Origin of the sequence: Paracoccus sp. pheM1 (assembly GCF_018499825.1) — a bacterium.
Lineage (GTDB): Bacteria > Pseudomonadota > Alphaproteobacteria > Rhodobacterales > Rhodobacteraceae > Paracoccus > Paracoccus versutus.
The window spans coordinates 203,016-225,057 of record NZ_JAGXCX010000002.1 but is presented as its reverse complement, the minus strand read 5'-3'; the positions used below and the strand labels follow the sequence as shown (position 1 = coordinate 225,057).

General features: G+C 68.2%; 20 protein-coding genes. 6 read left to right on the top strand and 14 right to left on the bottom strand.

The features are described from left to right. Positions 1 to 18 precede the first annotated feature (18 nt). The gene (locus KF941_RS15210; protein ID WP_214273837.1) at positions 19 to 957 is read right to left on the bottom strand and encodes a sugar ABC transporter substrate-binding protein; all 939 of its coding nucleotides are present in this window, start codon (positions 955 to 957) and stop codon (positions 19 to 21) included. 27 nt (positions 958 to 984) lie between these two features. Further along, complete coding sequence (locus KF941_RS15205; protein WP_214273836.1) at positions 985 to 2,181, bottom strand: Gfo/Idh/MocA family oxidoreductase; 1,197 nt, start codon at positions 2,179 to 2,181, stop codon at positions 985 to 987. A gap of 263 nt (positions 2,182 to 2,444) precedes the next feature. Here KF941_RS15205 and KF941_RS15200 point away from each other — a divergent pair, with 263 nt between their 5' ends. After that, a complete protein-coding gene (locus KF941_RS15200; protein WP_214273835.1) occupies positions 2,445 to 2,645 on the top strand; it encodes a hypothetical protein in 201 nt (66 codons plus the stop codon). Positions 2,646 to 2,688: 43 nt separating this feature from the next. Next, positions 2,689 to 2,976, top strand: coding sequence for a hypothetical protein (locus tag KF941_RS15195; RefSeq protein ID WP_214273834.1), 288 nt, complete (start codon positions 2,689 to 2,691; stop codon positions 2,974 to 2,976). A gap of 70 nt (positions 2,977 to 3,046) precedes the next feature. Here KF941_RS15195 and KF941_RS15190 read toward each other — a convergent pair whose 3' ends face one another. From KF941_RS15190 to KF941_RS15180, 3 genes are all read right to left on the bottom strand, one after another. Beyond that, a complete protein-coding gene (locus KF941_RS15190) occupies positions 3,047 to 4,531 on the bottom strand; it encodes a TonB-dependent receptor (RefSeq protein WP_346428998.1) in 1,485 nt (494 codons plus the stop codon). A gap of 424 nt (positions 4,532 to 4,955) precedes the next feature. Then, positions 4,956 to 6,179, bottom strand: coding sequence for a TonB-dependent receptor (locus KF941_RS15185; RefSeq protein ID WP_214273833.1), 1,224 nt, complete (start codon positions 6,177 to 6,179; stop codon positions 4,956 to 4,958). Next, positions 6,115 to 6,684 (bottom strand): hypothetical protein, encoded by a 570-nt coding sequence (locus tag KF941_RS15180; RefSeq protein WP_214273832.1) that lies wholly within the window; start codon positions 6,682 to 6,684, stop codon positions 6,115 to 6,117. The genes KF941_RS15185 and KF941_RS15180 overlap by 65 nt, the downstream gene beginning before the upstream one ends. 252 nt (positions 6,685 to 6,936) lie before the next feature. Between KF941_RS15180 and KF941_RS15175 the strand changes: the two genes are divergently transcribed. After that, positions 6,937 to 8,100, top strand: a complete 1,164-nt coding sequence (locus KF941_RS15175; RefSeq protein WP_214273831.1) for an NnrS family protein — start codon at positions 6,937 to 6,939, stop codon at positions 8,098 to 8,100. A gap of 25 nt (positions 8,101 to 8,125) precedes the next feature. On the opposite strand, the gene KF941_RS15170 is transcribed toward KF941_RS15175, so the two are convergent. Continuing rightward, the gene (locus tag KF941_RS15170) at positions 8,126 to 8,437 is read right to left on the bottom strand and encodes an ETC complex I subunit (protein ID WP_072462415.1); all 312 of its coding nucleotides are present in this window, start codon (positions 8,435 to 8,437) and stop codon (positions 8,126 to 8,128) included. Positions 8,438 to 8,624: 187 nt separating this feature from the next. On the opposite strand from KF941_RS15170, the gene uvrB reads away from it, so the two are divergent. Further along, entirely contained in the window at positions 8,625 to 10,811 is a 2,187-nt protein-coding gene (uvrB, locus tag KF941_RS15165) for an excinuclease ABC subunit UvrB (RefSeq protein ID WP_214273830.1), read from the top strand. A gap of 48 nt (positions 10,812 to 10,859) precedes the next feature. On the opposite strand, the gene KF941_RS15160 is transcribed toward uvrB, so the two are convergent. From KF941_RS15160 to KF941_RS15145, 4 genes are all read right to left on the bottom strand, one after another. Then, complete coding sequence (locus KF941_RS15160; RefSeq protein WP_036757909.1) at positions 10,860 to 11,147, bottom strand: hypothetical protein; 288 nt, start codon at positions 11,145 to 11,147, stop codon at positions 10,860 to 10,862. A gap of 244 nt (positions 11,148 to 11,391) precedes the next feature. After that, complete coding sequence (gene parA, locus KF941_RS15155) at positions 11,392 to 12,027, bottom strand: ParA family partition ATPase (protein ID WP_036757911.1); 636 nt, start codon at positions 12,025 to 12,027, stop codon at positions 11,392 to 11,394. A 102-nt stretch (positions 12,028 to 12,129) separates the two neighbouring features. Then, the gene (locus KF941_RS15150) at positions 12,130 to 12,453 is read right to left on the bottom strand and encodes an antibiotic biosynthesis monooxygenase family protein (protein ID WP_036757913.1); all 324 of its coding nucleotides are present in this window, start codon (positions 12,451 to 12,453) and stop codon (positions 12,130 to 12,132) included. Between the two features lie 34 nt (positions 12,454 to 12,487). Then, complete coding sequence (locus KF941_RS15145) at positions 12,488 to 13,441, bottom strand: hypothetical protein (protein WP_214273829.1); 954 nt, start codon at positions 13,439 to 13,441, stop codon at positions 12,488 to 12,490. A 103-nt stretch (positions 13,442 to 13,544) separates the two neighbouring features. Here KF941_RS15145 and KF941_RS15140 point away from each other — a divergent pair, with 103 nt between their 5' ends. Then, entirely contained in the window at positions 13,545 to 14,594 is a 1,050-nt protein-coding gene (locus tag KF941_RS15140) for a dipeptidase (RefSeq protein ID WP_214274594.1), read from the top strand. Positions 14,595 to 14,757: 163 nt separating this feature from the next. Here the strand turns inward: KF941_RS15140 and KF941_RS15135 are convergent, their stop codons facing one another. From KF941_RS15135 to KF941_RS15120, 4 genes are all read right to left on the bottom strand, one after another. Beyond that, positions 14,758 to 16,299, bottom strand: coding sequence for a Ppx/GppA family phosphatase (locus KF941_RS15135; RefSeq protein WP_214273828.1), 1,542 nt, complete (start codon positions 16,297 to 16,299; stop codon positions 14,758 to 14,760). 66 nt (positions 16,300 to 16,365) lie between these two features. Beyond that, the gene (locus KF941_RS15130) at positions 16,366 to 18,531 is read right to left on the bottom strand and encodes an RNA degradosome polyphosphate kinase (protein WP_036757916.1); all 2,166 of its coding nucleotides are present in this window, start codon (positions 18,529 to 18,531) and stop codon (positions 16,366 to 16,368) included. A gap of 31 nt (positions 18,532 to 18,562) precedes the next feature. Then, entirely contained in the window at positions 18,563 to 19,252 is a 690-nt protein-coding gene (locus KF941_RS15125) for a DnaA/Hda family protein (RefSeq protein ID WP_214273827.1), read from the bottom strand. Positions 19,253 to 19,255: 3 nt separating this feature from the next. Further along, positions 19,256 to 20,548: an AI-2E family transporter gene (locus KF941_RS15120; protein ID WP_243700203.1), complete on the bottom strand. Its 1,293-nt coding sequence runs from the start codon at positions 20,546 to 20,548 to the stop codon at positions 19,256 to 19,258. Between the two features lie 140 nt (positions 20,549 to 20,688). Here KF941_RS15120 and proS point away from each other — a divergent pair, with 140 nt between their 5' ends. Beyond that, on the top strand, positions 20,689 to 22,041 hold the full coding sequence (proS, locus tag KF941_RS15115) for a proline--tRNA ligase (protein WP_214273826.1): 1,353 nt from the start codon (positions 20,689 to 20,691) through the stop codon (positions 22,039 to 22,041). Position 22,042 lies beyond the last annotated feature (1 nt).

Sequence of the window (22,042 nt, the reverse complement as noted above, 5' to 3'; positions counted from 1 at the left end):
ATGGCGAGATGGCCGGTTTCAGCGCGCCAGGTAGTCATCGACATTCTCGGGAGTCACGAGTTCGAACGGGATATAGACGGCGCGCTCTGCCAGTTCCTCACCCCGCGCCATGGCGGCGGCGACCTCCAGCCCCTTGCGCCCCTGCCCCGCCGCGTCCTGGAATACGGTCAGGTCGATGTCGCCAGCCTTCAGCGCCATCAGCGCGTCCGGCGTCGCGTCGATGCCGGCCACGACGACATCCTCGGGGTCGACCATAGCGGCCTTCAACGCCTGCGCAGCACCGATGGCCATTTCGTCGTTGTTGGCAAAGATCACGTCCGGCGTCAGCCCGGCGGTCAGCCAATTCGAGACCAGATCCGACGCCTTGCTGCGCGACCAGTCGGCGACCTGCATGTCCTCGATCTTCACGAAATCGCAGCCGGGCGTCTTGACGAAGTCCTGCACCGTCTCGGTCCGCACGCGGCCGGCCTGGATGAACAGGTCGCCCGCCAGGATGACGCCGTTTGCCGCGCCGTCCCCGATCTTTTCCTTGACGAGGCGGCAAGCCTCGGTCGCCTGGATCGTGCCTGCATCGACCTCACGCGAGCCGACGAAGGCTTCCAGCGGCCCGAGGCTCTCTACATTCGGCGGCTCGCGATTGATATTGACGATGGGAATGCCGGCATCGTTCGCCATCTTGTCCATCTGGGTGATCGCATCGGAATCCACCGCGACCACGATGATCGCATCGACCCCGGACGAGATGAAATTCTGGATCTGGCTCAACTGCCGAGGCACGTCGTTTTGCGCATCCTCGAATTGCAGGGTAACGCCCTCGGCGTGGCCCGCTTCTTCGATGCCCTGACGCAGGATGGTCAGGAAATTGTTGTCGAATTGCGCCATCGCGACGCCGATTTCCTGCGCCTGCGCACCGAATGCGGTCATCGCGAAAGCGGTGGTGATCATCAGTCGTTTCATGTGGTTCCTCCTGCTTGTGTTCTTCCGTCAGGCGTCGAAGGCGCAGGATATCCACGCCCCGCCTTCGGCATTCGAGCGGATCGCGGCCTGGATGAAGGCAACGCCCGCAGCGCCCTCCTCCAGCCCCGGATAGGCCAGCAGCCCGTCCGGCAGATCGCGCCCTTCGCGGCGGGCCTCGATGGCGATGGCGAATTCCTCGTAGAGATTGCCCCAGGCGTCCGAAAGCGCTTCGGGATGGCCGCGCGGCATGTGGACGAAGCGCGCGGCATCCGACAGCATCCCGGCGCCATGCCCGCGCGAAATGCGGATATGCGGTGCATTGAAGGGGCGGTGCTGCAGGTATTCCGGGTTCTCCTGATCCCATTCCAGCGTGCCCTCGGTCCCCGAGATGCGGATGCGCAGCCCGCAACTGGCCCCCGCCGCCGCCTGCGAGACCAGCAGGGTGCCGGGCACGCCGCCCTGGAAGCGGCAGGTCATGAAGGCGGTATCCTCCAGCGGCTGATCGGCCCCCAGCCGGTGAAACTCGGCCCGCAGATCGGTCATGCGCAGGCCGGATACGAACTCGGCCAGATGATGGGCGTGGGTGCCGATGTCCGCCGTAGTCGCGGCACCCCCCACCTTGGCGGGATCCTGCCGCCAGGGCGTGCCGGACCAGGCGGCATCGGCGGGCAGCAGCGCCATTTCCTGGAAATACTCGGCATGGATCTGCGTGACCCTGCCGATGGCACCTTCCCGCACCATCTGCCGGGCCTGCCGCACCATCGCATGGGCCGCGAAGGAATAGGTCACGCCGAAGATCAACCCGGTTTCGCGCTGCCTGCCGATCAGCGCCCGCGCCTCGTCCAGCGTATTGACCAGCGGCTTGTCGCAGATCACGTCGATGCCCGCATCCATGAAAGCCATGGCAACCGGGAAATGCAGATGGTTCGGGACGGTGATCGCCACAGCGTCGATACCGTCCGGCCGCGCCGCCTCGGCCCGCGCCATCTCGCGCCAGTCAGTATAGCTTCGATCTGGATCGAGCCCCCAGTCGCGGCCCGATGCCAGCGCGACCTCGGGGCGCGAGGACAGCGCCCCGGCGACGATCTGCCAGCGATCCGACAGCCGCGCACCCCGCGCATGGACCTGCCCGATGAACGCACCCGCGCCGCCGCCCACGACCCCAAGGCGCAGCTTCCGGCCCATGGCGGGAAAGGCCCCCGCAAGGTTGGCATTCTTTGACATCGACTTCCTCCTCGAGGTGATTCCCTGCCCTCTGCGGCAATAGAAAACGCGGATCGACCTTGATCGCAACAACTATTGCAATATCTCATGGATCGGCGTTTCTGTTGCGGTGGAGGATTTCACATGCAGCCGAACCCGCTTCGGCTGGATAGAATTGCACATGCCTATGGCCCGAACAGGGTGCTGAAAGGCATCAACCTGACGCTCGGCGCGGGCAAGGCGTCGAAGACCTTTATGTCGGCGGCAACAACCCGCAATCCGGCGTGGTCGCCGCGGAATATTTCAAGTCGAAACTCGCTGACGGCGGCAAGATCGTGGTGATGCGCGGCATCCCGACCGCCATCGACACTATCCGCATCGAAGCCTTCCAGAAGACGCTGGAGAGTTCGGGGATCGAGATCCTCGACATGCAATATGCCAACTGGAACCCGGCAAGCCCTTCGAGGTCATGCAGGACTACCTGACCCGCTTTGCCGCAAATCGACGGCGTCTGGGCCGGCGACGACGATGCAGCACTCGGGGGCCCGTGCAGCGATAGAACAGGCCGGGCGCGAGGAGGGTATGGTGCTGCTGGGCGGTTCGGGCATGAACCGGGTGATCAAGATGATCATGGACGGCGACAAGCTGATCGACGCCAATATCTTCTATCCGCCGACCCTGATCGCCCCGGCCATCGAGATCACCGCGATGCGCTATGCCACGCAGTCGCCGATCCGCGGCCGCCATGTCCTGGACAGCCCGCTGATCACCAAAGCCAATGCCGAGGGGTTCTATTTCCCCGACAGCCCCTGTTGAGCGCAATGGGCGGGCGCGAACGCACCCGCCCCGGGTCTTGCCCGACGCCGGCCAGGCCCAGCAGCCTTGCTCAGAACCGGCAATCCAGGCTCAGCGTGGCATTGCGCGGGGCGCCGTAATTGCCGGTCGCATAGGTCTCGTCGATCGAGGCGAGGTATTTGCGGTCGAACAGGTTCTCGATGTTCAGGCTGGCGCTCATGCCGTTCTGGAAGTCATAGCGCCCCATCAGTCCGACGACCGCATAGGAGCCCTGCCGCGCGGTGCCGGTGACGGGCCAGACCCAGGTATTCTCGATGGCGCTTTGCCAGCGCAGGCTGGCGCCCAGGGTCAGGGGCATCGTCTCGAAGGCATAGACCCCCGACAGCTTGATCGAATGGCGCGGCGTGACGGTCGAGATGCGCTGGCCGTCGCCGTCCTCGGCATCGGTCCAGGCATAGCTTGCCGCAAGCTGGATATTCGGCCGGACCTCGCCCGCCAGTTCCATCTCGAAGCCCTTGCTGCGGGTGCCGTCGATGGACTTGTAGGGGTTCGAGCCGTCAGGCAGCTGATAGGTCACGCTGCGGTCGCGGACCGGCAGGTTGTCCTGTTCCAGCAGATAGATCGCCGCCGCAAGGTTCAGCCGGTCGCCGGCAAAGCTGGCCTTGGTGCCCAGCTCGTAGTTCGAGCCCGTGGTCGGCGCGACGATCCGGTTGTCCTTGTCGTGATAGCTGGCCTGCTTGAAGACCCGCGTATAGCTGGCATAGACCGACCAGGCGTCGTTCAGGTCATAGGTCAGCCCGGCATAGGGGATCCATTCGCCGTTGCGGCTGATCTGCTGATGCGTGACCGTGCCGCTGCTGCGGCTGTCGGTGGCATAGTCGTAGTCATACCAGACCACCCGCGCGCCGGCGATCAGGTCCAGCCGGTCGGCCAGGCCGAAGCGGCCCGAGCCGTATGCCGCGACCTGGTCGATCTTGGTATCGCTGACATAGCTGACATAGCCGGCTTGCTGGACCAGGTTCGGCACATGCCCGTTCCAGTCGAAGATCGAGCCGGTGATCGGCTGATAGTCGATCTCGGTCCCGTCGAAGGCCGAATAGGCCTTGTGGTTGTCCTTGCCCCAGCTGCCGGTGATGCCGAAGCGCAGGTCGTGGCTGCGACCCCACAGCTCGACCGGGCCCGAGGCGGTCAGCGACAGCGCGGCCTGGTCGGTATCGGTATCGGCATAGCCGCCCACGGTCTGCACGCCATAGCCCTGCGGATCGGGCGAGCCCCAGCTGGCCGAGGCCAGGTAGCCCTCGCGCTCGGCCCTGTAGAAGGACAACTCGCCCACCGCCTGCCAGCCGGTGCCGAAGTCCTGGGCATAGCGCAGGAACAGGGTCTGCGTGGTCTGGGTCAGCGGCAGGTTGCCGCCGCCGGCATTCGTGCTGGTATCGTAATCCAGCTGCGAGCCGTCATCGGCGATCAACGGCAGCCCGCCGAACTGGTGGTTGCGGGTGCGGTTGCGCTGGAAGTCGTAACCGGCGCTCAGCGTGCCGGCATCGCCGACGTCGGCCTCGACCACGCCGTAAAGCACGGTCTTGCGCCGCTCATAGCGGTCCAGCCAGAAATCGCCCTGCTCATGACCGATCAGCCGCCATTACCAGGCCAACAGCCACGCCCTGCAAAGCCAGATCCGCAGACAGGGGCGCTTGCGGGTTCCCATGCGTCCGCTCGGCCGGACCCGGAAACGATCCCGGCCACCATGGTCCGGGCCGGGCTGTCGCCCCTGGCCTTCTGTTCGGGGCCGCAAGGGACGACGGTTCGGAAAAGCCTGGCGGAGGCGGCCGGCAAGGGCCGCATCCGCCGCCGCCGGATCAGGGGTCAGAAGGTGATCTTCCCCGTCAGCAGCACATTGCGTGGCTCGCCGACAAAATTCCCGCCCGAGAAACTGTCCACCACCTCGTAATAGCGCCGGTCGAAGACGTTGTTCACGTTCAGCTGGATGTCGAAATTCTCGTTCAGGCGATAGCCCGCGACCAGATCGACCAGCCCCAGGCCGCCCTGCCGGACCGGGGTCTCGGCCAGGCGCGGATCATAGACGGCGTTGGATTCCGAGGTGATCTCGCTTTGCAGCCGGAACGCGCCCCCCCAAGGCGCCACCTGTCGCCCGGCAGATGATACATGGTGGCGATCTTCAGCAGGTGCTTGGGCAGGAAGGTGTTGTAGGGGCTGCCCGCCACGCCGTCGACGGTGTCGCTGATGATCTCGGCCTCGTTCCAGGTATGGCCCGGCATCAGGTTCCCGCGCGGCAGCACCTCGCCCGAGATCTCGAAGTCCAGGCCCTTGCTTTCCATCTTGCCCACGGCGCGATAGCAGTCGTAAAGCCCCGGCATGCAATCCGCGACCGGCAGCGGCGTCGGCCGGTTCTTGTGCCGGGTGCGGAACAGCGACAGGCCCAGGTTGACGCGCTGGTCCAGGTAGGTGCCCTTGAGCCCGACCTCGATGTTCTCGCCCGTCACCGGCCGCAGATAGGAGCCGTCCGCCGCCACGTAGTCCTGGGGTTTGTAGATCCTGGTATCGCTGGCATAGACGGAATAATTGTCACCCAGCCGCTGCACGATCCCGGCATAGGGGGTGAACTGGGCATCGTCGCTGTAGCTTTGCGACGCGCTCCAGTCGCCCGAGTTGGCATGCGCCTTCTGCTCGTACCAGTCCAGCCGCGCGCCCGCGATCAGCTGGGTCGCGTCGGCCAGCGCGAAGCGGCCGGTGGCCCAGGCGCCGGTCTGGCGCACCTCGGATTGCCGCGCCCAGAGGCCGTAGAACCCGAAGGTCGCAGGCACCGGCACCGCGGCCGGATCCCAGTCACAGGGGTCCAGCACGGCGATGTCCCAGCCGCCGTCCGGCGTGGTGTAGGAGCCGCCGGTATCGTCCGCCTTGCTGCGGCGGTGGTTGATGCCGAAGGCCAGCTCATGCTCGCGCCCGAACAGCGCGACCGGGCCCGAGAGCGTGGCACTGATGCCTTGCTGGCTGTGATGGTAGTCATAGGCGCCGCCGCGCAGGCCAAAGCCGAAGCTGCCCTCGTCGGCGACGTTCGGGCCGCTCAGGAAGGTGCCGCGCATCTGCATGAAGGTATTGACCGCGCGGACGCTGGCCGCGGCCTTCCAGCCGCTGCCGAATTCATGCTCGACCTGGGCGAAGACGCCATGCGACTGCTTGTCCCAATAGCTGAAGCTGGGCGACATGCGGAAAGCGCGCGGCACCTTCAGGACGCTGCCGTCCGGCGCGTGCCCGGCCGTTCCAGTCCGCGCCGGGATTGTCCTCGCGCGTGGCATAGGCGCCGAAGGTCAGCACGGTCGCCGGGCCGATGTCGGCGGCAGTGGTGCCGAACAGCAGGCCGCGCCGGCTCTTGCGATAGTCGATGAAGCTGCCGGCCTTCTCGCCCGCCGCTACAATGCGGCCGCGGATCGTCCCGGCATCGTTCAGCGGCCCGCCACAGTCGATCTCCGAACGGATCATGTCCCAGCTGCCGGCGCTGGTCGCCGCGCGGAACTGCGTGGCCTCGGGCGGGCGCTTCATGACGAAGTTCAGCACCCCCGAGGGATCGCCCGCCCCGGCCATCAGCCCGGTCGCACCGCGCCCCACCTCGACATGGTCATACATCGCCAGGGTCGAGCTGGTGAAGGTGTCGGGGTGGAACTCGGTCGGCTGGCCGGATCCTCGGGGCCATCGCGCAGCGGCAGGAACCATTCCTCCGCCGCATCCGCAATCGGATCATCATGCTGCACTCCGGCCTCCTTCCCTTCGCCTTGCCCGAACCCATGACGCATCGGCATGGCCCCCTCGGCAATTGGTCCGCTGCGATCCCCTGGAAAGGCGGATGTCATGGCCAGCCGCTCCGGGCAAGGGCGCCGCGGCCATGGGTCGCCCTGCCCTGCCGGCATATTGACAACGGCCGCCCTGCTGGCGCTATGGGGCATCCGCGGCAGCAGCCGGAAAACGATGCTTCGCTTCTTGACCCATGGGCTATGGCTGGCGCCGCATCGCCCGCTGTTCTTCCTGGCCGGCCTGTGGGCGGTCCTCATCCCCTCGGCCTGGCTGCTCCCCTTGGGGATGGGCGTCGATGCGCTGTCTTGGCACCGGCATGAGCTGCTGTTCGGCATGGGCGGCGCGGCGGTGGGCGGCTATCTGCTGACCGCGCTGCCGGCATGGACCGGGCGGGTCCGGGTCGCGCCGGCCACGACCGGGATCATGGTGGCGTTGTGGCTGGCCGGCCGGCTGGGCTTTGCCCTGGGCCTGCCCGCGCCCTTCGCCCTTCCCGCTGCGACGGCCTATTTCCTCGTGCTGGGCGGCCTGCTGTCGTGGCAGGTCGCCAGCGCCAGGGCCTGGCGCAAGATGCCGCTGGCGCTGGCGCCCCTGGTCCTTGGCGGCATCGAGGCGCTGGCGATCGCCGGGCCGGGGCCCGCCGCCGAAAGCCTTGCGCAGGACATGGCGCCGCTGTTCTTTGCGCTGCTCATCAGCCTGGTCGGAGGCCGCGCCCTTGCCGCATTCACCCGGCATTGGGCCGCGGCATCCGGCCAGCCGCCCTTGACCGAGCCGCGCTGGCTGCCGGGCGCCGGCGTGCTGGCATTGCTTCTGGCCATCGCGGCGCTGCTGCTGGATCGCTCGGGGCTAGCCGGGCCGCTCCTGATCGTCTCGGGCATCCTGCACCTGGCCCGCATGGGCCTGTGGCGCAGCTGGCGCGCCGGCCGCTATCCGGCGCTGCTGCTGTTGCACCTGGCCTGGCTTTGGCTGCCGCTGGCCCTGATCCTGGCGGGGCTGGCGCAGGCGCCCTGGGCCGGGCTCGACATGGCCACGGCCCTGCATGCGGTCACGATGGGCGCCATGGGCACGATGATGCTGGCGATCATGGGCCGGGCGGCCATGCCGCGCAGGGAAGGCCGGCTGGCCGTATCGCGCCCACTGGCCCTTGCCTTCTGCCTGGTCAGCCTTGCCACGCTCCTGCGACTGCTGATGGGCTGCGTGTCGATGGCCGGGCCGGCGACGCTGCTGCATCTTGCCGCATCAGGCTGGATGGCCGGATGGGCGCTTTTCCTGTGGGACTTTCGCCATGCGCTGCAAGGGCCGGTCCCCCGCCCCGTGCTAAGCGCGTCCAGCCGGGCGTGACGGGCGGGCCGGGGGCCGCTGCGGATCAATGCGTCCAGGGCGCGCGGCGGTCGGGGGCGAAATTCTCGCCATAGCCGCGGGGGCGGATGTTCGGGGCGCGGGTGTGCGGCTCGATCACCTCGTAATCCAGCCCACGCTCGCGCGCGTAATCCTCGGCCTGCTTGCGGGTCTCGAAGCGCAGGCGCACCTGGCTCTGGGTGTCGTCGCTGCTGGTCCAGCCCATCAGCGGGTCGATCTCGCGCGGATCGGCGGGCGGAAAGTCCAGCACCCAGTTCTTGGTGCGGGCGGTGCCCGATTGCATGGCGTTGCGGGCGGGCTTGTAGATGCGGACGCGCATGGCGGGAACCCTCTGTTCTTGCTTCCCGCCTTATCCCCGAAGCCGGCCGGGCGATCAAGATGCACCTGGCGTGATTTCCCGCCATCGCGGCCGGATTGCCGCCCCGGCATGGCGCATATTCCCCGGCCGGGCTTGTATTGGGGCGCGAATGCGCCAGATTGACCCAGGCAGGAACAAAGGTGAAACCATGGGCCACAACAACACCAACGCCCCCGTCGCGCGCTTTCCCGAGGTCAGCCGGCCCAAGCTGGAAGGCGGCAAGCGTTTCGTCATGCGGTCCGAGTTCCAGCCGGCGGGCGACCAGCCCACCGCCATCGCCGAACTGGCCAAGGGCGTCATGGCGGGCGAACGCGACCAGGTGCTGCTGGGCGCCACCGGCACCGGCAAGACCTTCACCATGGCCAAGGTGATCGAGGCGACGCAGCGCCCGGCGATCATCCTGGCCCCGAACAAGACGCTGGCGGCCCAGCTTTACGGCGAGTTCAAGGGCTTCTTCCCGGAAAACGCCGTGGAATATTTCGTCAGCTATTACGACTACTACCAGCCCGAGGCCTATGTCCCACGCAGCGATACCTATATCGAGAAGGAATCGCAGATCAACGAGGCCATCGACCGGATGCGCCACTCGGCCACCCGCGCGCTCTTGGAGCGCGACGACGTGATCATCGTCGCCTCGGTTTCCTGCATCTACGGCATCGGTTCGGTCGAGACCTATTCGGCGATGACCCAGGACATGGTGGTCGGCGAAAGCTACGACCAGCGCGAATTCCTGGCCGAGCTGGTGGCGCAGCAATATCGCCGGCTCGACGCCGCCTTCCAGCGCGGCGGCTTTCGCGTGCGCGGCGACGTGATCGAGGTCTGGCCGGCGCACCTCGAGGATCGGGCCTGGCGCTTCGACTTCTTCGGCAACGAGCTTGAATCGATTACCGAATTCGACCCGCTGACCGGGGCCAAGACCGACAGCTTCAAGCAGATCCGCATCTATGCCAACAGCCACTACGTCACCCCGCGCCCGACTTTGCAGCAGGCAATCAAGGGGATACGTGCGGAACTTCAGACGCGGCTGAAGCAACTGGCCGACGAGGGCAAGCTGCTGGAGGCCCAGCGGCTTGAGCAGCGCACGAACTTCGACCTGGAAATGCTTGAAGCGACTGGCGTTTGCAACGGGATCGAGAACTATTCCCGCTACCTGACCGGCCGCGCGCCGGGCGAGCCGCCGCCGACGCTCTTCGAGTTCATCCCGGACAACGCCATCGTCTTCGCCGACGAATCCCACGTCTCGGTGCCGCAGATCGGCGGCATGTATCGCGGCGACTTCCGGCGCAAGTTCACCCTGGCCGAGCATGGCTTCCGCCTGCCCAGCTGCATGGACAACCGGCCGCTGAAATTCGAGGAATGGGACGCGATGCGCCCGCAATCGGTCTTTGTCAGCGCCACCCCGGCGCAATGGGAGCTGGACCAGACCGGCGGCGTCTTTACCGAGCAGGTCATCCGCCCCACCGGCCTTCTGGACCCGCAGGTCGAGATCCGCCCGGTCGAGATGCAGGTGGACGACCTGCTGGACGAGGTGCGCAAGGTCTCGGCCGCCGGGATGCGCACCCTGGTCACGACGCTGACCAAGCGCATGGCCGAAGACCTGACCGAATACCTGCACGAACAGGGCATCCGCGTGCGCTACATGCACAGCGACATCGACACCATCGAGCGGATCGAGATCCTGCGCGACCTGCGGCTGGGGGCCTTCGACGTGCTGGTGGGCATCAACCTGCTGCGCGAGGGGCTGGACATCCCGGAATGCGGGCTGGTGGCGATCCTGGACGCCGACAAGGAAGGCTTCCTGCGCTCGGAAACCTCGCTGATCCAGACCATCGGCCGGGCGGCGCGCAACGCCGACGGCCGGGTCATCATGTATGCCGACCGCATCACCGGCAGCATGGAGCGCGCCATGGCCGAGACCGAGCGCCGGCGCCAGAAGCAGGTCGCCTATAACGAGGAACACGGCATCACGCCCCAGACCGTGCGCAAGAACGTCGAGGACGTGCTGGCCGGGCTGTGGCAGGGCGATACCGACCAGGCGCGCATCACGACCAGGGTGGACAAGCCCCTGGTCGGCGCCAACCTGGCGGCGCATCTGGACGCGCTGCGCGCGCAGATGCGCAAGGCGGCCGAGAACCTGGAGTTCGAGGAGGCCGCGCGGCTGCGCGACGAGGTCAAGCGGCTGGAGGCGGTGGAACTGGCGGTGGCCGACGACCCGCTGGCCCGGCAATCCGCCATCGAAGAGGCGGCCGAGGCGGCGGTCAAGTCCTCGGGGCGCTCGACCGCGGGGCGGGCGGGGCAGCGCGGCGGCAACAAGCGGTCGCGGCGGCGCAGCTGACGCGCGGGAACGGGGCCTGGGAGGGATGCCCCGTTCCCGGCGTTCGGATCAGCTGCAACTGACCGAAAGCAGCTTGCCGCGGCTGTCCACGATGAAGGTCAGACGCTCCTGGATCATCTCCATCGTCATCGGCCGGTCTTCGCGGGCGATGCGATACATCTGGCCCTCGGGGACCGAGATGGTGGGCGAGGTCTGCCCGATCAGATAGGTATAGCGCGCCGCGCCGCAGGGATCGACGGCGACGGTTTCCGGCTCGGGCGGGGGCGGGGCTTCCGGGGTGCAGGCGGCCAGCGCAAGGGGGGTTGCCAGAACGGCAAGGGAAAGCGGGAGTTTCATCTTGACCTCATGAGTCTGGACTTGCTGCCCACTCAACCCATGGAACGGCGGCCGGTTTCCAAAGCCCCGGCGGATCGGCGGATTTCCGCGGATGCGCCAAGGCGGCGCCGCCGTGAGGGCGGCGCGGTTGCGGGGGGTATTTGGGCAACGAAGAAGCGCGGGGGGCCATCATTCCCACGGATCGCCACATTGCAGGGCCGGTGCCTGCGAGGCGCCCGTCATGGGCAAAGGTCGGCGCCCGAGCCTAGCGCAGCGCGGCCAGCACCTCTTCGGCCAGGGCATCGACCTCGGCGCGGGCGGTGGCGTGGCGCGCGGTCTCGCCCGCGCCCAGGCCCTGCCCCAGCGCCTCGGCATAGGCGACGCGGTTGGCAAGCTGTGCCGCCGCCACCTCGGCCCCCAGCGCGGCGGCGCCCTCGGCCACCTCGCCGGTCAGGCGCGCATGCGAGCGGGTGCGGTTCAGCACGATCAGCGTGTCGCATTTCTCGCGCCGGGCCAGGTCCAGCACGCCCTCGGTCGCCCACAGGTCGACATGGCTGGTCGCCACCGGCACCAGCACCAGGTCGGCCACGCGCAGCGCCGGGCGCAGGTCGCTGTCGATCTTGGGCGGCGTGTCGATGATGACGAAATCGAAGCGCTTCTTCAGCTTGTCGGATTCGTAGCTGGCGCCCCAGGCCGAGGAGGTGGTGAATTCCAGCGCCTCGTCCTCTCCCCGCCGCTCCAGCCGTTCCAGGAACCAGCGCCCCATGCTGCCCTGCGGGTCGGTGTCCAGCAGCGCGACCGAATGGCCGCGTCCGCGCAGGGCCACCGCCAGGTTGACCGCGATGGTGGTCTTGCCCGAGCCGCCCTTCTGCTGGGCAATCGTGATGATGCGTCCTGCCATGAGCCCCTCCGTTCCGGCGATCGCCTGCCTGTTTCCTGCCAGACTAGGGGCTAAGCTTGCGCAATGCACGGCTTTTCGCAGCCGCAGCATCGGCATTCCGCATCAGGTCTTCCAGGTATCGACCACCTCGTACATCACCGGCTCGAAATGGCGGCACATGCCATGGATGGCGCGGTTGCGGGTGCGCATCTCGGGGCTGCGCAGCATGGCCTGGTAGTCGCGCCGGTCGCGCCATTGCGAATAGGTGCAGATGCGGGTCTGCGCATCGTTCAGGTGGATCGCGCCCGAGACATAGCCGGGCTGGTGCCGGATGACCTGGTCATAGGCGTCGTTCAGCGCGTCCAGCACGTCATGCGCGGTTCCGGGCGTCACCTCGAAGGTGCAGATCACGGTCTGGCCGGTGAATTCCTTGTCGATGCGGGTCATGGCTGGGCTCTCCTCCCTCGCTGCTGACCCAAGCTTAGCGCAGCGGCGGCGCGGGGGAAGAGGGTTTTCGATCCCGAGCCGGGCGCAGAAAGCCCAAGGCCGGATAAAGCCGGTCCGTCACCGCCAGGCGCATCTGCCGGGCCAGGGGGTCGTGAAAGACCTCCAGCGCCCCTCCGGCCTCGGCCCCCGACAGCCAGCCGCCGTCGAGCCGCCAGCGCCGGAAAAAGATCCGGTCCAGATCCTGCGCCGCGCGGAACTCCAGACCGCGGCGCGCCTGTTCGGCGCCTCGCGCGGGCGCGATCCGGGCATCGGGGCCGGATGTCCGCCGCGCTTCGGCGATCCTGGCCTGCTGCGCGGCCATGGCCTGGGCCACATCCTCGTCGGTGATCGTGACCAGCCGGTCCATCTCGGCCCGGACCCCGGCCGGCAGCGTCGCGACTGCCGCCTCGACCGCCCGGCGGAAACGCGGGTCGGCTTCGATCCTCATGCCCCAGGCGCCGGGCTGGACGCGCCACAGCACGGGTTCGGCCGCCGGGGTCCAGGCGCCGTCCGCGACCAGCCCCAGGCGATCCAGCAGCGCCAGCAGCTCGGGCCGGGCCAGCGCCGGGCCCAGCCCATGCGCCGTCGCGATATTCGGCGGCGGCGGGGGCGGCGCGCCGATGCGGCGGATGATGAAATCCCCGGCCCGTTCCGGCTGCGGGCTGCCATCGGGCAGGCGATAGGCCAGCTGCCCCTGCTGGCGCGCCAGCCACAGCACCGCGACGCAAAGATCGTCCCAGCGCGGCGGCATCGCCGGCCGCCGGGGCGCGGCGCGGCGGCTTGCGCCCCAGCCCGTCGCATCCGCGCGGCCCAGGGCCACCAGGGCCTCGCAGCCGATCTGGCAGGCGGTCACGGCCATGTCCTGCCAGCCGCTTCCGTCGTCCAGCGCCGGCAGGTTCCGTTCCAGGAAATCCGCGACCGCCCCCGGCCAATCCCCCGTCGCATGCATCCCGGATCCCTTTCCCGCTTTGGCCGGCCGCACCCCGCCGGCACGCTTGCGACCTGCGCATAACGGGCGCATGTTGCGCCGCGCAATGCGAAAGGACATGAGCATGATTCCGGTCTTCGACGGTCACAACGATTTCTTGCAGCGCATGGTGGCTGCGGGGCCCGGCCGCGACCGGCTTTGGCTGGAGGGCGACGGCAGCGGGCATCTGGACCTGCCGCGGATGAAGGCGGGCGGGTTTGCCGGCGGCTTCTTCGCGATCTGGACCCCCTCGCCGCCCGGCCCCGACGATGCGCTGGCGGCGATGCTCAAGAAGAACCCGCCCTTCGCCCTGCCCCTGCCGCCCGAGGTGGAGCCGGCCCAGGCCCTGCCCCATGCGCTGGCCCAGGCCGGGCAGCTGATGGCGATGGAGCGGACCGGCACGCTGGCGATCTGCCGGACCGCGGCCGAGATCCGCGCGGCCATGGCCCAGGGCCGCATCGCCGCCATCCTGCACATCGAGGGCGCCGAGCCGATCCCGGACCTGGATGCGCTGCATGTCTGGCACGCGATGGGGCTGCGCTCGCTGGGGCCGGTCTGGTCGCGGCCGACGCGCTATGCCCATGGCGTGCCCTTCGCCTTTCCCGCCTCGCCCGACACCGGGCCGGGGCTGACGGATGCGGGCAAGGATCTGGTGCGCGCATGCAACCGGCTGCGCATCATGCTGGACCTGTCGCATCTGAACGAAAAGGGCTTCGATGACGTGGCCCGGCTGTCGGATGCACCGCTGGTCGCCAGCCACAGCTGCGCCCATGCCGTCGCGCCCAGCTCGCGCAACCTGACCGACCGGCAATTGCGGGTGATCGCCGAATCGCGCGGCCTCGTCGGGCTGAACTTTGCCGTGGGCTTCCTGCATCCCGAAGGGCGGCGCGACCCGATGCAGGGGTTCGCGGTCATGCTGCGCCACCTGGACCACCTGCTGGAGGTGCTGGGCGAGGACGGCGTGGCGCTGGGTTCGGATTTCGACGGCGCCGACATGCCCGAGGATCTGGCCGATGCCGCCGCCCTGCCGAAGCTGGTGCAGGCGATGCTGGCGCATGGCTATGGCCGCGAGCTGGTCGAAAAGATCGCCTGGCGCAACTGGCTGGACCTGCTGGAGCGGAGCTGGGGCGGCTGAACGCGCGCGCCAGCCTGGCGGGACGCGGGGGCGCCGATCCGAAACCGGACACTCGGCAAAGGCACACAAGGATCGTCGCCCCCATGCGCGGGGAAATGCCACAGCCGCCCCGCACGGTAAAGTTGTCCATTCGGACAGGATTCCCGCTATGCGGGAATCTCCCTCAGCCTCCGGTGACGACCGGCGTGACCTCCAGCGCATCGGCAAGCGAGCGGAAGCGGGCTTCCGCCACTTCGCCCATCAGCGCGCGCCCGGTCCGGGTCAGCTTCAGCTCCAGAAGCTTCTTCTTGCGCTGCAGCTTCAGCGTGCCCGCTTCGGCCGGATCCTTGACCGAGAACATGGCGCCGAAGCGCAGCGCCTTGCCCAGAACCTCGGCCTCGCGGATCTCCTTTTCCGAGAGCAGCGCGAACAGCGGCGCCATGGGCGAATTGGCGCGGCTGTTCTTGTAGCGGTGCAGCAGCGACAGGCCCAGGAACACCCGTTCGGGATGCGACAGCGCCGCCATGTTGGCCCGCGTGACATTGTCGAAACAGGCATCGGCGCGATAATCGGGATGGGTGCGCCAGGTGGTGTCGTGCAAAAGGCAGGCCGCCCGGACCAGCCGGTCGCGCTCGGGCGGCAGGTCGCCGAACAGCGGCTCCAGGAACTGGTAGAGCTTCTTGCCGAAACCCGGCATCCGCGCCATCTGCCGCTCGGCAAAGCGCGCCGCCTCGATCAGCGGATCGCGCGAGCGCAGCCCGGCCGGCATCTGTTCGTAAAGCAGCCCCTCGCGGATGCCGTAGGAAGAGACGGCCAGCGATTTCGGCTTGAGGCTTTGCACCAGTTGGCGCAGCACCTGGCTGGCCAGCGGCACCAGCTCCATCCGGCTTTGCGAGATGCCGGTCATCGCCCGCATCTCGGCCACGCTGCGCTCGCCGATCCATTTCACCGTGTCGGCGACGGCCTGCGGCGACATGCGATATTCGTGCAGCACGGTCATCGGGTATTTCGCCCGCTCCATGTCCAGCCGCGCGATGGCCCGCCACGAGCCGCCGACCAGGTAGATCTGTTCGTGCCCGCGGCCCAGCCGCTCGGCCGCCCGCTCGATCGCATCGCGGATATGGTCGCGCAGGCCCGCGGCGCCGCCCTTGACCTGTTGCAGCCGGAACGGGCCCAGGGGCGTCGAGATGCGGCCGCCGACCTTGCCGTTCGCCACCTCGGCCAGTTCCATCGAGTTGCCGCCGATGTCGCAGACCAGCCCCTTGGCATCCGGCCAGCCCAGCAGCACGCCCTGCGCGGAAAGCCGCGCCTCTTCCTCGCCGTCGATGACCCAGAGCTTCAGCCCGGTCTCCTTCTCGACCGCCTTGTGGAAGGCGGGGCCGTCCTCGGCCTCGCGTACGGCGGCGGTCGCGACGCAGGTCAGCGGCTTGATGCCCATGCTGTCGGCCAGCACCGCAAAGCGGCGCAGGGCGGCCATGCCGCGGCGCACGCCTTCGGGGTTCAGCCGGCCGGTGGCGGCCAGGCCCGAGCCCAGCCCGGCCATGACCTTTTCGTTGTAGAAATAGGCCGGCGAGCGCGCCGCCCCGTCGAACACCACCATGCGGATCGAGTTCGAGCCCACGTCGACCACGCCGACCCGGCTGAGCGCGCGTTCCGAGGCGCGTTCGAACAGCGAGCGTCCGAAGGGTTCGATGGTTTCTCCGCTTGCGGTCACGATGCCGTTCATCGGGTTCCTCTCGATTCCGTTACCAAGCCGGTCGCGCGCTTTGGATGGGGCAATTGCCTCCTTGCGTCAATCCGTCGAGTGCATCAGCGCCGGAACGTCACGCGCGCCCGCGCTGCCGCGCCCCGACAATGAGGGGTTTTCCATGAAGAACTTGTGACAGGAAAACAGGTCGTCGCGCCCGGCCGGCAGATAGCGCAGATAGCGCCCGTCGGGTTGCAGAAGCCAGCTTTGCGCCTCGTCGGCCATGTTGGCGGCCATGACCTGGCTGGTGATCTGCGCCTTCACCGTCTCGTTGAAGCATTCCACCAGCGCCTCGACCCGGCGGTTCAGGTTGCGCCCCATCCAGTCGGCCGAGCTGATGAAGACCCGCGCGCGCTTGGAGGGCAGGCCGAAGCCGTTGCCGAAGCAGACGATGCGGGAATGTTCCAGGAAGCGGCCGACGATGGATTTCACCCGGATGTTGTCCGACAGGCCCGCGATGCCCGGCCGCAGCCCGCAGATGCCGCGGATCACCAGGTTGATCCTGACCCCCGCCTGGCTTGCGGCATAAAGCGCCTCGATCACGTCCTTGTCGATCAGGCTGTTCATCTTGGCCCAGATCTCGGCCGGGCGGCCGCGGCTGGCGAAATCGGCCTCGCGCGCGATCAGCTCCAGCAGCCGCTCCTTGAGGTCGATGGGCGAGATGGCGATGTTCTCCAGCCCCTCGGGCTGGACATAGCCGGACAGGAAGTTGAACACCTTGGAGGCATCGCGCCCCAGCGCCGGGTCGCAGGTGAACAGCGACAGGTCGGTATAGATGCGCGCGGTGATCGGGTGATAGTTGCCGGTGCCGAAATGGGTATAGGTCACAAGCTGGTCGCCCTCGCGCCGCACCACGGCGCTGATCTTGGCATGGGTCTTGTATTGCATGAAGCCATAGACGACATGCGCGCCCGAGCGTTCCAGCCGCCGCGACTGGCGGATGTTCGCGGCCTCGTCGAAGCGGGCCTTCAGCTCGACCAGCGCCGTCACCGACTTGCCCGATTCGGCCGCCTCGCAGAGCGCGTCCACGATGGGGCTGTCGCGCGAGGTGCGGTAAAGCGTCTGCTTGATCGCCAGCACGTCCGGGTCGCGCGCCGCCTGCGCCAGGAAGCGCACCACCATGTCGAAGGTCTCGTAGGGGTGGTGCAGCAGCATGTCCTTTTGCCGGATCGCGGCGAACATGTCGCCGTCGTGGTCCTGCACCCGTTCCGGCACCCGCGGGGTGAAGCCCGGCCATTGCAGGTCGCGCCGCCCGTCCAGCACCAGTTCGCGCAGGTCGGCCATGCCCAGAAGGCCCTCGACCTCGACCACCTCCTCGGGATCGACCTCCAGCTCCTGCATGATGACTCGGCGCAGCCGGTCGGGCGCGCCGGCGGTGATCTTCAGCCGGATGACCGAGCCGCGGCGGCGGCGCTTCAGCGCCGTCTCGAACTCGCGCACCAGGTCTTCGGCCTCTTCCTCGACCTCCAGGTCGCTGTCGCGCAGCACGCGGAAGGCGCAATGGCCGATGTCGCGATAGCCGGGGAACAGGCTCGGCAGATGCATCAGCAGCAGGTCTTCCAGCCGCAGGAAGCGCTTGCCGCCCGGCAGCGGGATGAAGCGGGCGATCTGCTGGGGAATGGGCACCAGCGCCTGCATCTGCCGCCCGTCGCTTTCCCGCGCCAGTTCCAGCGCCAGTGAAAAGCCGGTGTTGGGGATGAAGGGAAAGGGATGCGCCGGGTCTATGGCCAGGGGCGAGACCACCGGGAACACCTGCTCCATGAAATGCCGGCGCAGGAACTCTTCCTCGGCGCGGGTGACGCGGCCGCGCGACAGGATGGCGATGTCGGCCTGTTCCATCTCGCGGCGCAGGCCGTTCCAGACCGCCTGCTGCGCGCCCATCAGCCGGCGCGCATCGGCATTGACCAGCGCCAGCTGCTCGGCCGCGGTCAGCCCGTCGTCGGACAGGGTGGTGTTGCCTTCGCGGACCAGTTCGCGCAGGCCGGCCACGCGCACGGTGTAGAACTCGTCGAGATTGGTGGCCGAGATCGACAGGAAGCGCAGCCGCTCGAGCAGCGGCACGCGCGGGTTGCGCGCCTCGTCCAGCACACGCCAGTTGAAGGCGAGCCAGCTGATCTCGCGGTTGAAGAAGCGCGCGGCGCCCTCGGGCGGGCCGTCGGGCAGGTCGCGCGGGGCGGGAAAGGGGGATTTCAGGAAATCGGCCTGGGTCATGTCACGGAACTTCGGGGAAAATGCGGGGCGATCATGCGTCGGCGGGGGCCAGCTTGTCCAGAAGCTCGGCCGCCAGCCGCCGGGTGATGGCGCGGCGGTCGGCCAGCGATTCGCGGTCGATGGCGGCGACCAGGCGGCGGGCCAGGTCCAGGTCGCGCTCCATGCGCAGCGAAAGCCAGTCCACCACCTCGGGCGCCACCTGGATCTGGCGGTCGGCGAACAGCTTGACCAGCACCGCCGGCAGCAGCGCGTCGTCGGGCGGGCCCAGGATCGCCTGCGCCGCCGTCTCCAGCCGCGAGCGCAGGTCGGGCAGCGCCACGCCCCAGTCGCGCGGCGGCGCCTGCGCGGTGATGAGAAGCAGCGCCCCCCGCGCGCCGGCCAGGTTCCACAGGTGGAACAGGCCCTGTTCGGCCGTGGCGTTGCCGCCGATCTCATGCGCGTCCTCGATGACCAGCGCGGCGCCGGGGCGGACCAGATCGTCCACGCTTTCGGGGGTCAGCGTCCAGCCGTGGCTGACATGGGCGCCATGCTCGGCCGCCCAGAAGCCGACCAGATGCGTCTTGCCCGATCCCGGACCGCCGATCAGCAGCAAACGGCCCTGCGGCCAGCGGCCCGGCGCGTCCAGCATCGCAAGCGCGTCGCGATTGGCAGCGGTGATCAGGAAATCGTCGCGCGACGAGGCCGGCGGCATCGTCAGGTCCAGGGTCAATTGTCTGGCCACCGTTCAGCGGTCCTTGCCGCGCAGGTGGTCGCGCGTCTCGGCCCACAGATCGGAGGGCGAAGGCGGGCCCTCGGCATCGGGAACCTCGCCGGCCTGCTGGCGGTGCTGGTGTTCCTCCAGCAGATGCGCCAGATGCTCGTCGCGCTGGATCTGCGCCACGGCCACGTCGCGCGACATCTGCGCCAGCTGGCGCGCACGCTCGGTCGTGCCGCGCGGCACCAGCTCGACCATGGTCGGCGGCGCGGGGGGCGAGGGCACCTCGCGCCCGGTATAGAGCGCGCTTTCCTTGTAGCGGGCGACGGCAAAGCGGACCAGCACCCCCAGCGCCGCCGCCGCCGGCACGGCGATGAGCAGGCCGACGAAGCCGAAGAGCGTGCCGAAGACGGTCAGGGCCAGCATCAGCCAGACCGGATGCAGCCCGACATGGCCGCCGACGATCTTGGGTTGCAGGTAGTTGCCCTCGACGATCTGGCCCAGGACGAAGACCGCGATCACCGCGCCGATCCAGACCGGCTCGCCCCAGAAGGAGAACAGTGCGACGCCGATGGCGGTAGCGCCGCCGACCAGCACGCCGACATAGGGGATGAAGGACAACGAGGCGGCGATCACCCCGATCGCGATGCCGAAGGGCAGGCCGATCAGCGCCAGGCAGACCGAATAGAAGGTGCCCAGGATCAGGATCACCATGCCCTGCCCGCGCACGAATCCCGACAGCGCCGCGTCGATCTCGTGTCCCAGCCGGCGGATGGTGCCGGCATGCTGGCGCGGCAGAAGCTCGTCCAGCCGGTCGACCATGTTGTCCCAGTCGAGCAGCAGGTAGAAGGCGACGACCGGCACGATCACGATCAGCATGACCATGCTGACCACCCCCATGACCGAGCCCAGAACGGTGCTGACCAGTTGCCCGCCCCGCTCGCTGATCTGCTGGCCCATGTTGGCAAGCGCGCTGTTGACCGGGCTGCCCTCGGTGAAGATCTCGGGGAACCGGGTCATCAGGAACTGCTGGAGGCGCTGGAACATCTCGGGCGCGGTCTCGATCAGCGCGGTGGTCTGGCGCACCAGCACCGGCACCAGCAGCAGAAACAGCGCCACCACCAGCAAGAGCCCGCAAAGCGTGATGATGACCACCGAGGCGGTGCGCGACAGGCCCAGCCGCTCGAGCCGGTCGGCCAGGGGATCGAAGAGATAGGCCACGGCCGCGCCCATGATGAAGGGCGTGACGGCATTGCCCACCCCCCAAAGCGCCAACAGCAGCACGGCCAGCGCGCCGCCCCAATACAGGATCTGTTTCTGCACCGGCAATTGCATGGGTCTCGTCGCTCCCGTCCCCGCGTTCGGCTTCCTATGTGGACGGTCGCGGCGCGGCTTGCAAGGAAGGGCGTTGCCCCGCTATCCGCGATCCGCTAACCCGTGCCGGCCATCATGAGGATTTCGCCATGCGTCTGTCGCGCTATTTCATGCCCGTCCTGAAGGAAGACCCCAAAGAGGCCCAGATCGTCAGCCACCGGCTGATGCTGCGCGCCGGCATGATCAAGCAGCAGGCGGCCGGCATCTATTCCTGGCTGCCGCTGGGCTTCAAGGTGCTGCGCCGCATCGAGCAGATCGTGCATGAGGAACAGGCCCGCGCCGGCCATATCGCCATGCTGATGCCGACGCTGCAGCCCGCCGACCTGTGGCGCGAAAGCGGCCGCTACGACGATTACGGCGAAGAGATGCTGCGCATCCGCGACCGCCACAAGCGCGACCTGCTTTACGGGCCCACGAACGAGGAGATGATCACCGACATCTTCCGCAGCCATGTGAACAGCTACAAGGACCTGCCGCTGACGCTGTATCACATCCAGTGGAAGTTCCGCGACGAGATCCGCCCCCGCTTCGGCGTCATGCGCGGGCGCGAGTTCCTGATGAAGGACGGCTACAATTTCGACCTGACCAAGGAAGACGCGCTGCACGCCTATAACCGGCACCTGGTCAGCTATCTGCGCACCTACGAGCGCATGGGCCTGCAGGCGATCCCGATGCGCGCCGACGGCGGGCCGATCGGCGGCGATTATACGCATGAGTTCCTGGTGCTGGCCGAGACCGGCGAGTCGGAGGTGTTCTACGACAGCGAGATCACCGACCTGAAATTCGGCGACCGCGCCATCGACTACGACGATGTCGCGCAATGCCAGGCCGTGCTGGAGGAATTCACCAGCCGCTATGCCCGCACCGACGAGACCCATGACGCGGCGCTGTTCGAGCAGGTCCCCGAGGCGCGGCGGCGCCAGGCCCGCGGCATCGAGGTCGGGCAGATCTTCTATTTCGGCACCAAGTATTCCGAGCCGATGGGCGCCACCGTGGTCGGCCCCGACGGCGCCCGCGTGCCGGTTCACATGGGCTCGCACGGGATCGGCGTCAGCCGCCTTCTGGGCGCGATCATCGAGGCCAGCCATGACGACAAGGGCATCGTCTGGCCCGAGGGGGTGACGCCCTTCCATGCCGGGATCGTCAACCTCAAACAGGGCGACGCCTCGACCGACGGCGCCTGCGAGGCGCTTTACGCCGAGCTGAAGGCGCAGGGGCTGGACCCGCTCTACGACGACCGCGACGAGCGGGCGGGGGCGAAATTCGCCACCATGGACCTGATCGGCCTGCCCTGGCGCATCACCGTCGGGCCGCGCGGGCTGGCGGCGAACAAGGTCGAGCTGACCTCGGGCCGCAGCGGCGAATCGGTCGAGGTCTCGCCGCAGGAGGCGGTGGCGCGGCTGAAGGAGATCTACCAGCCGGTCTTCGACGCCGCGAAATAGG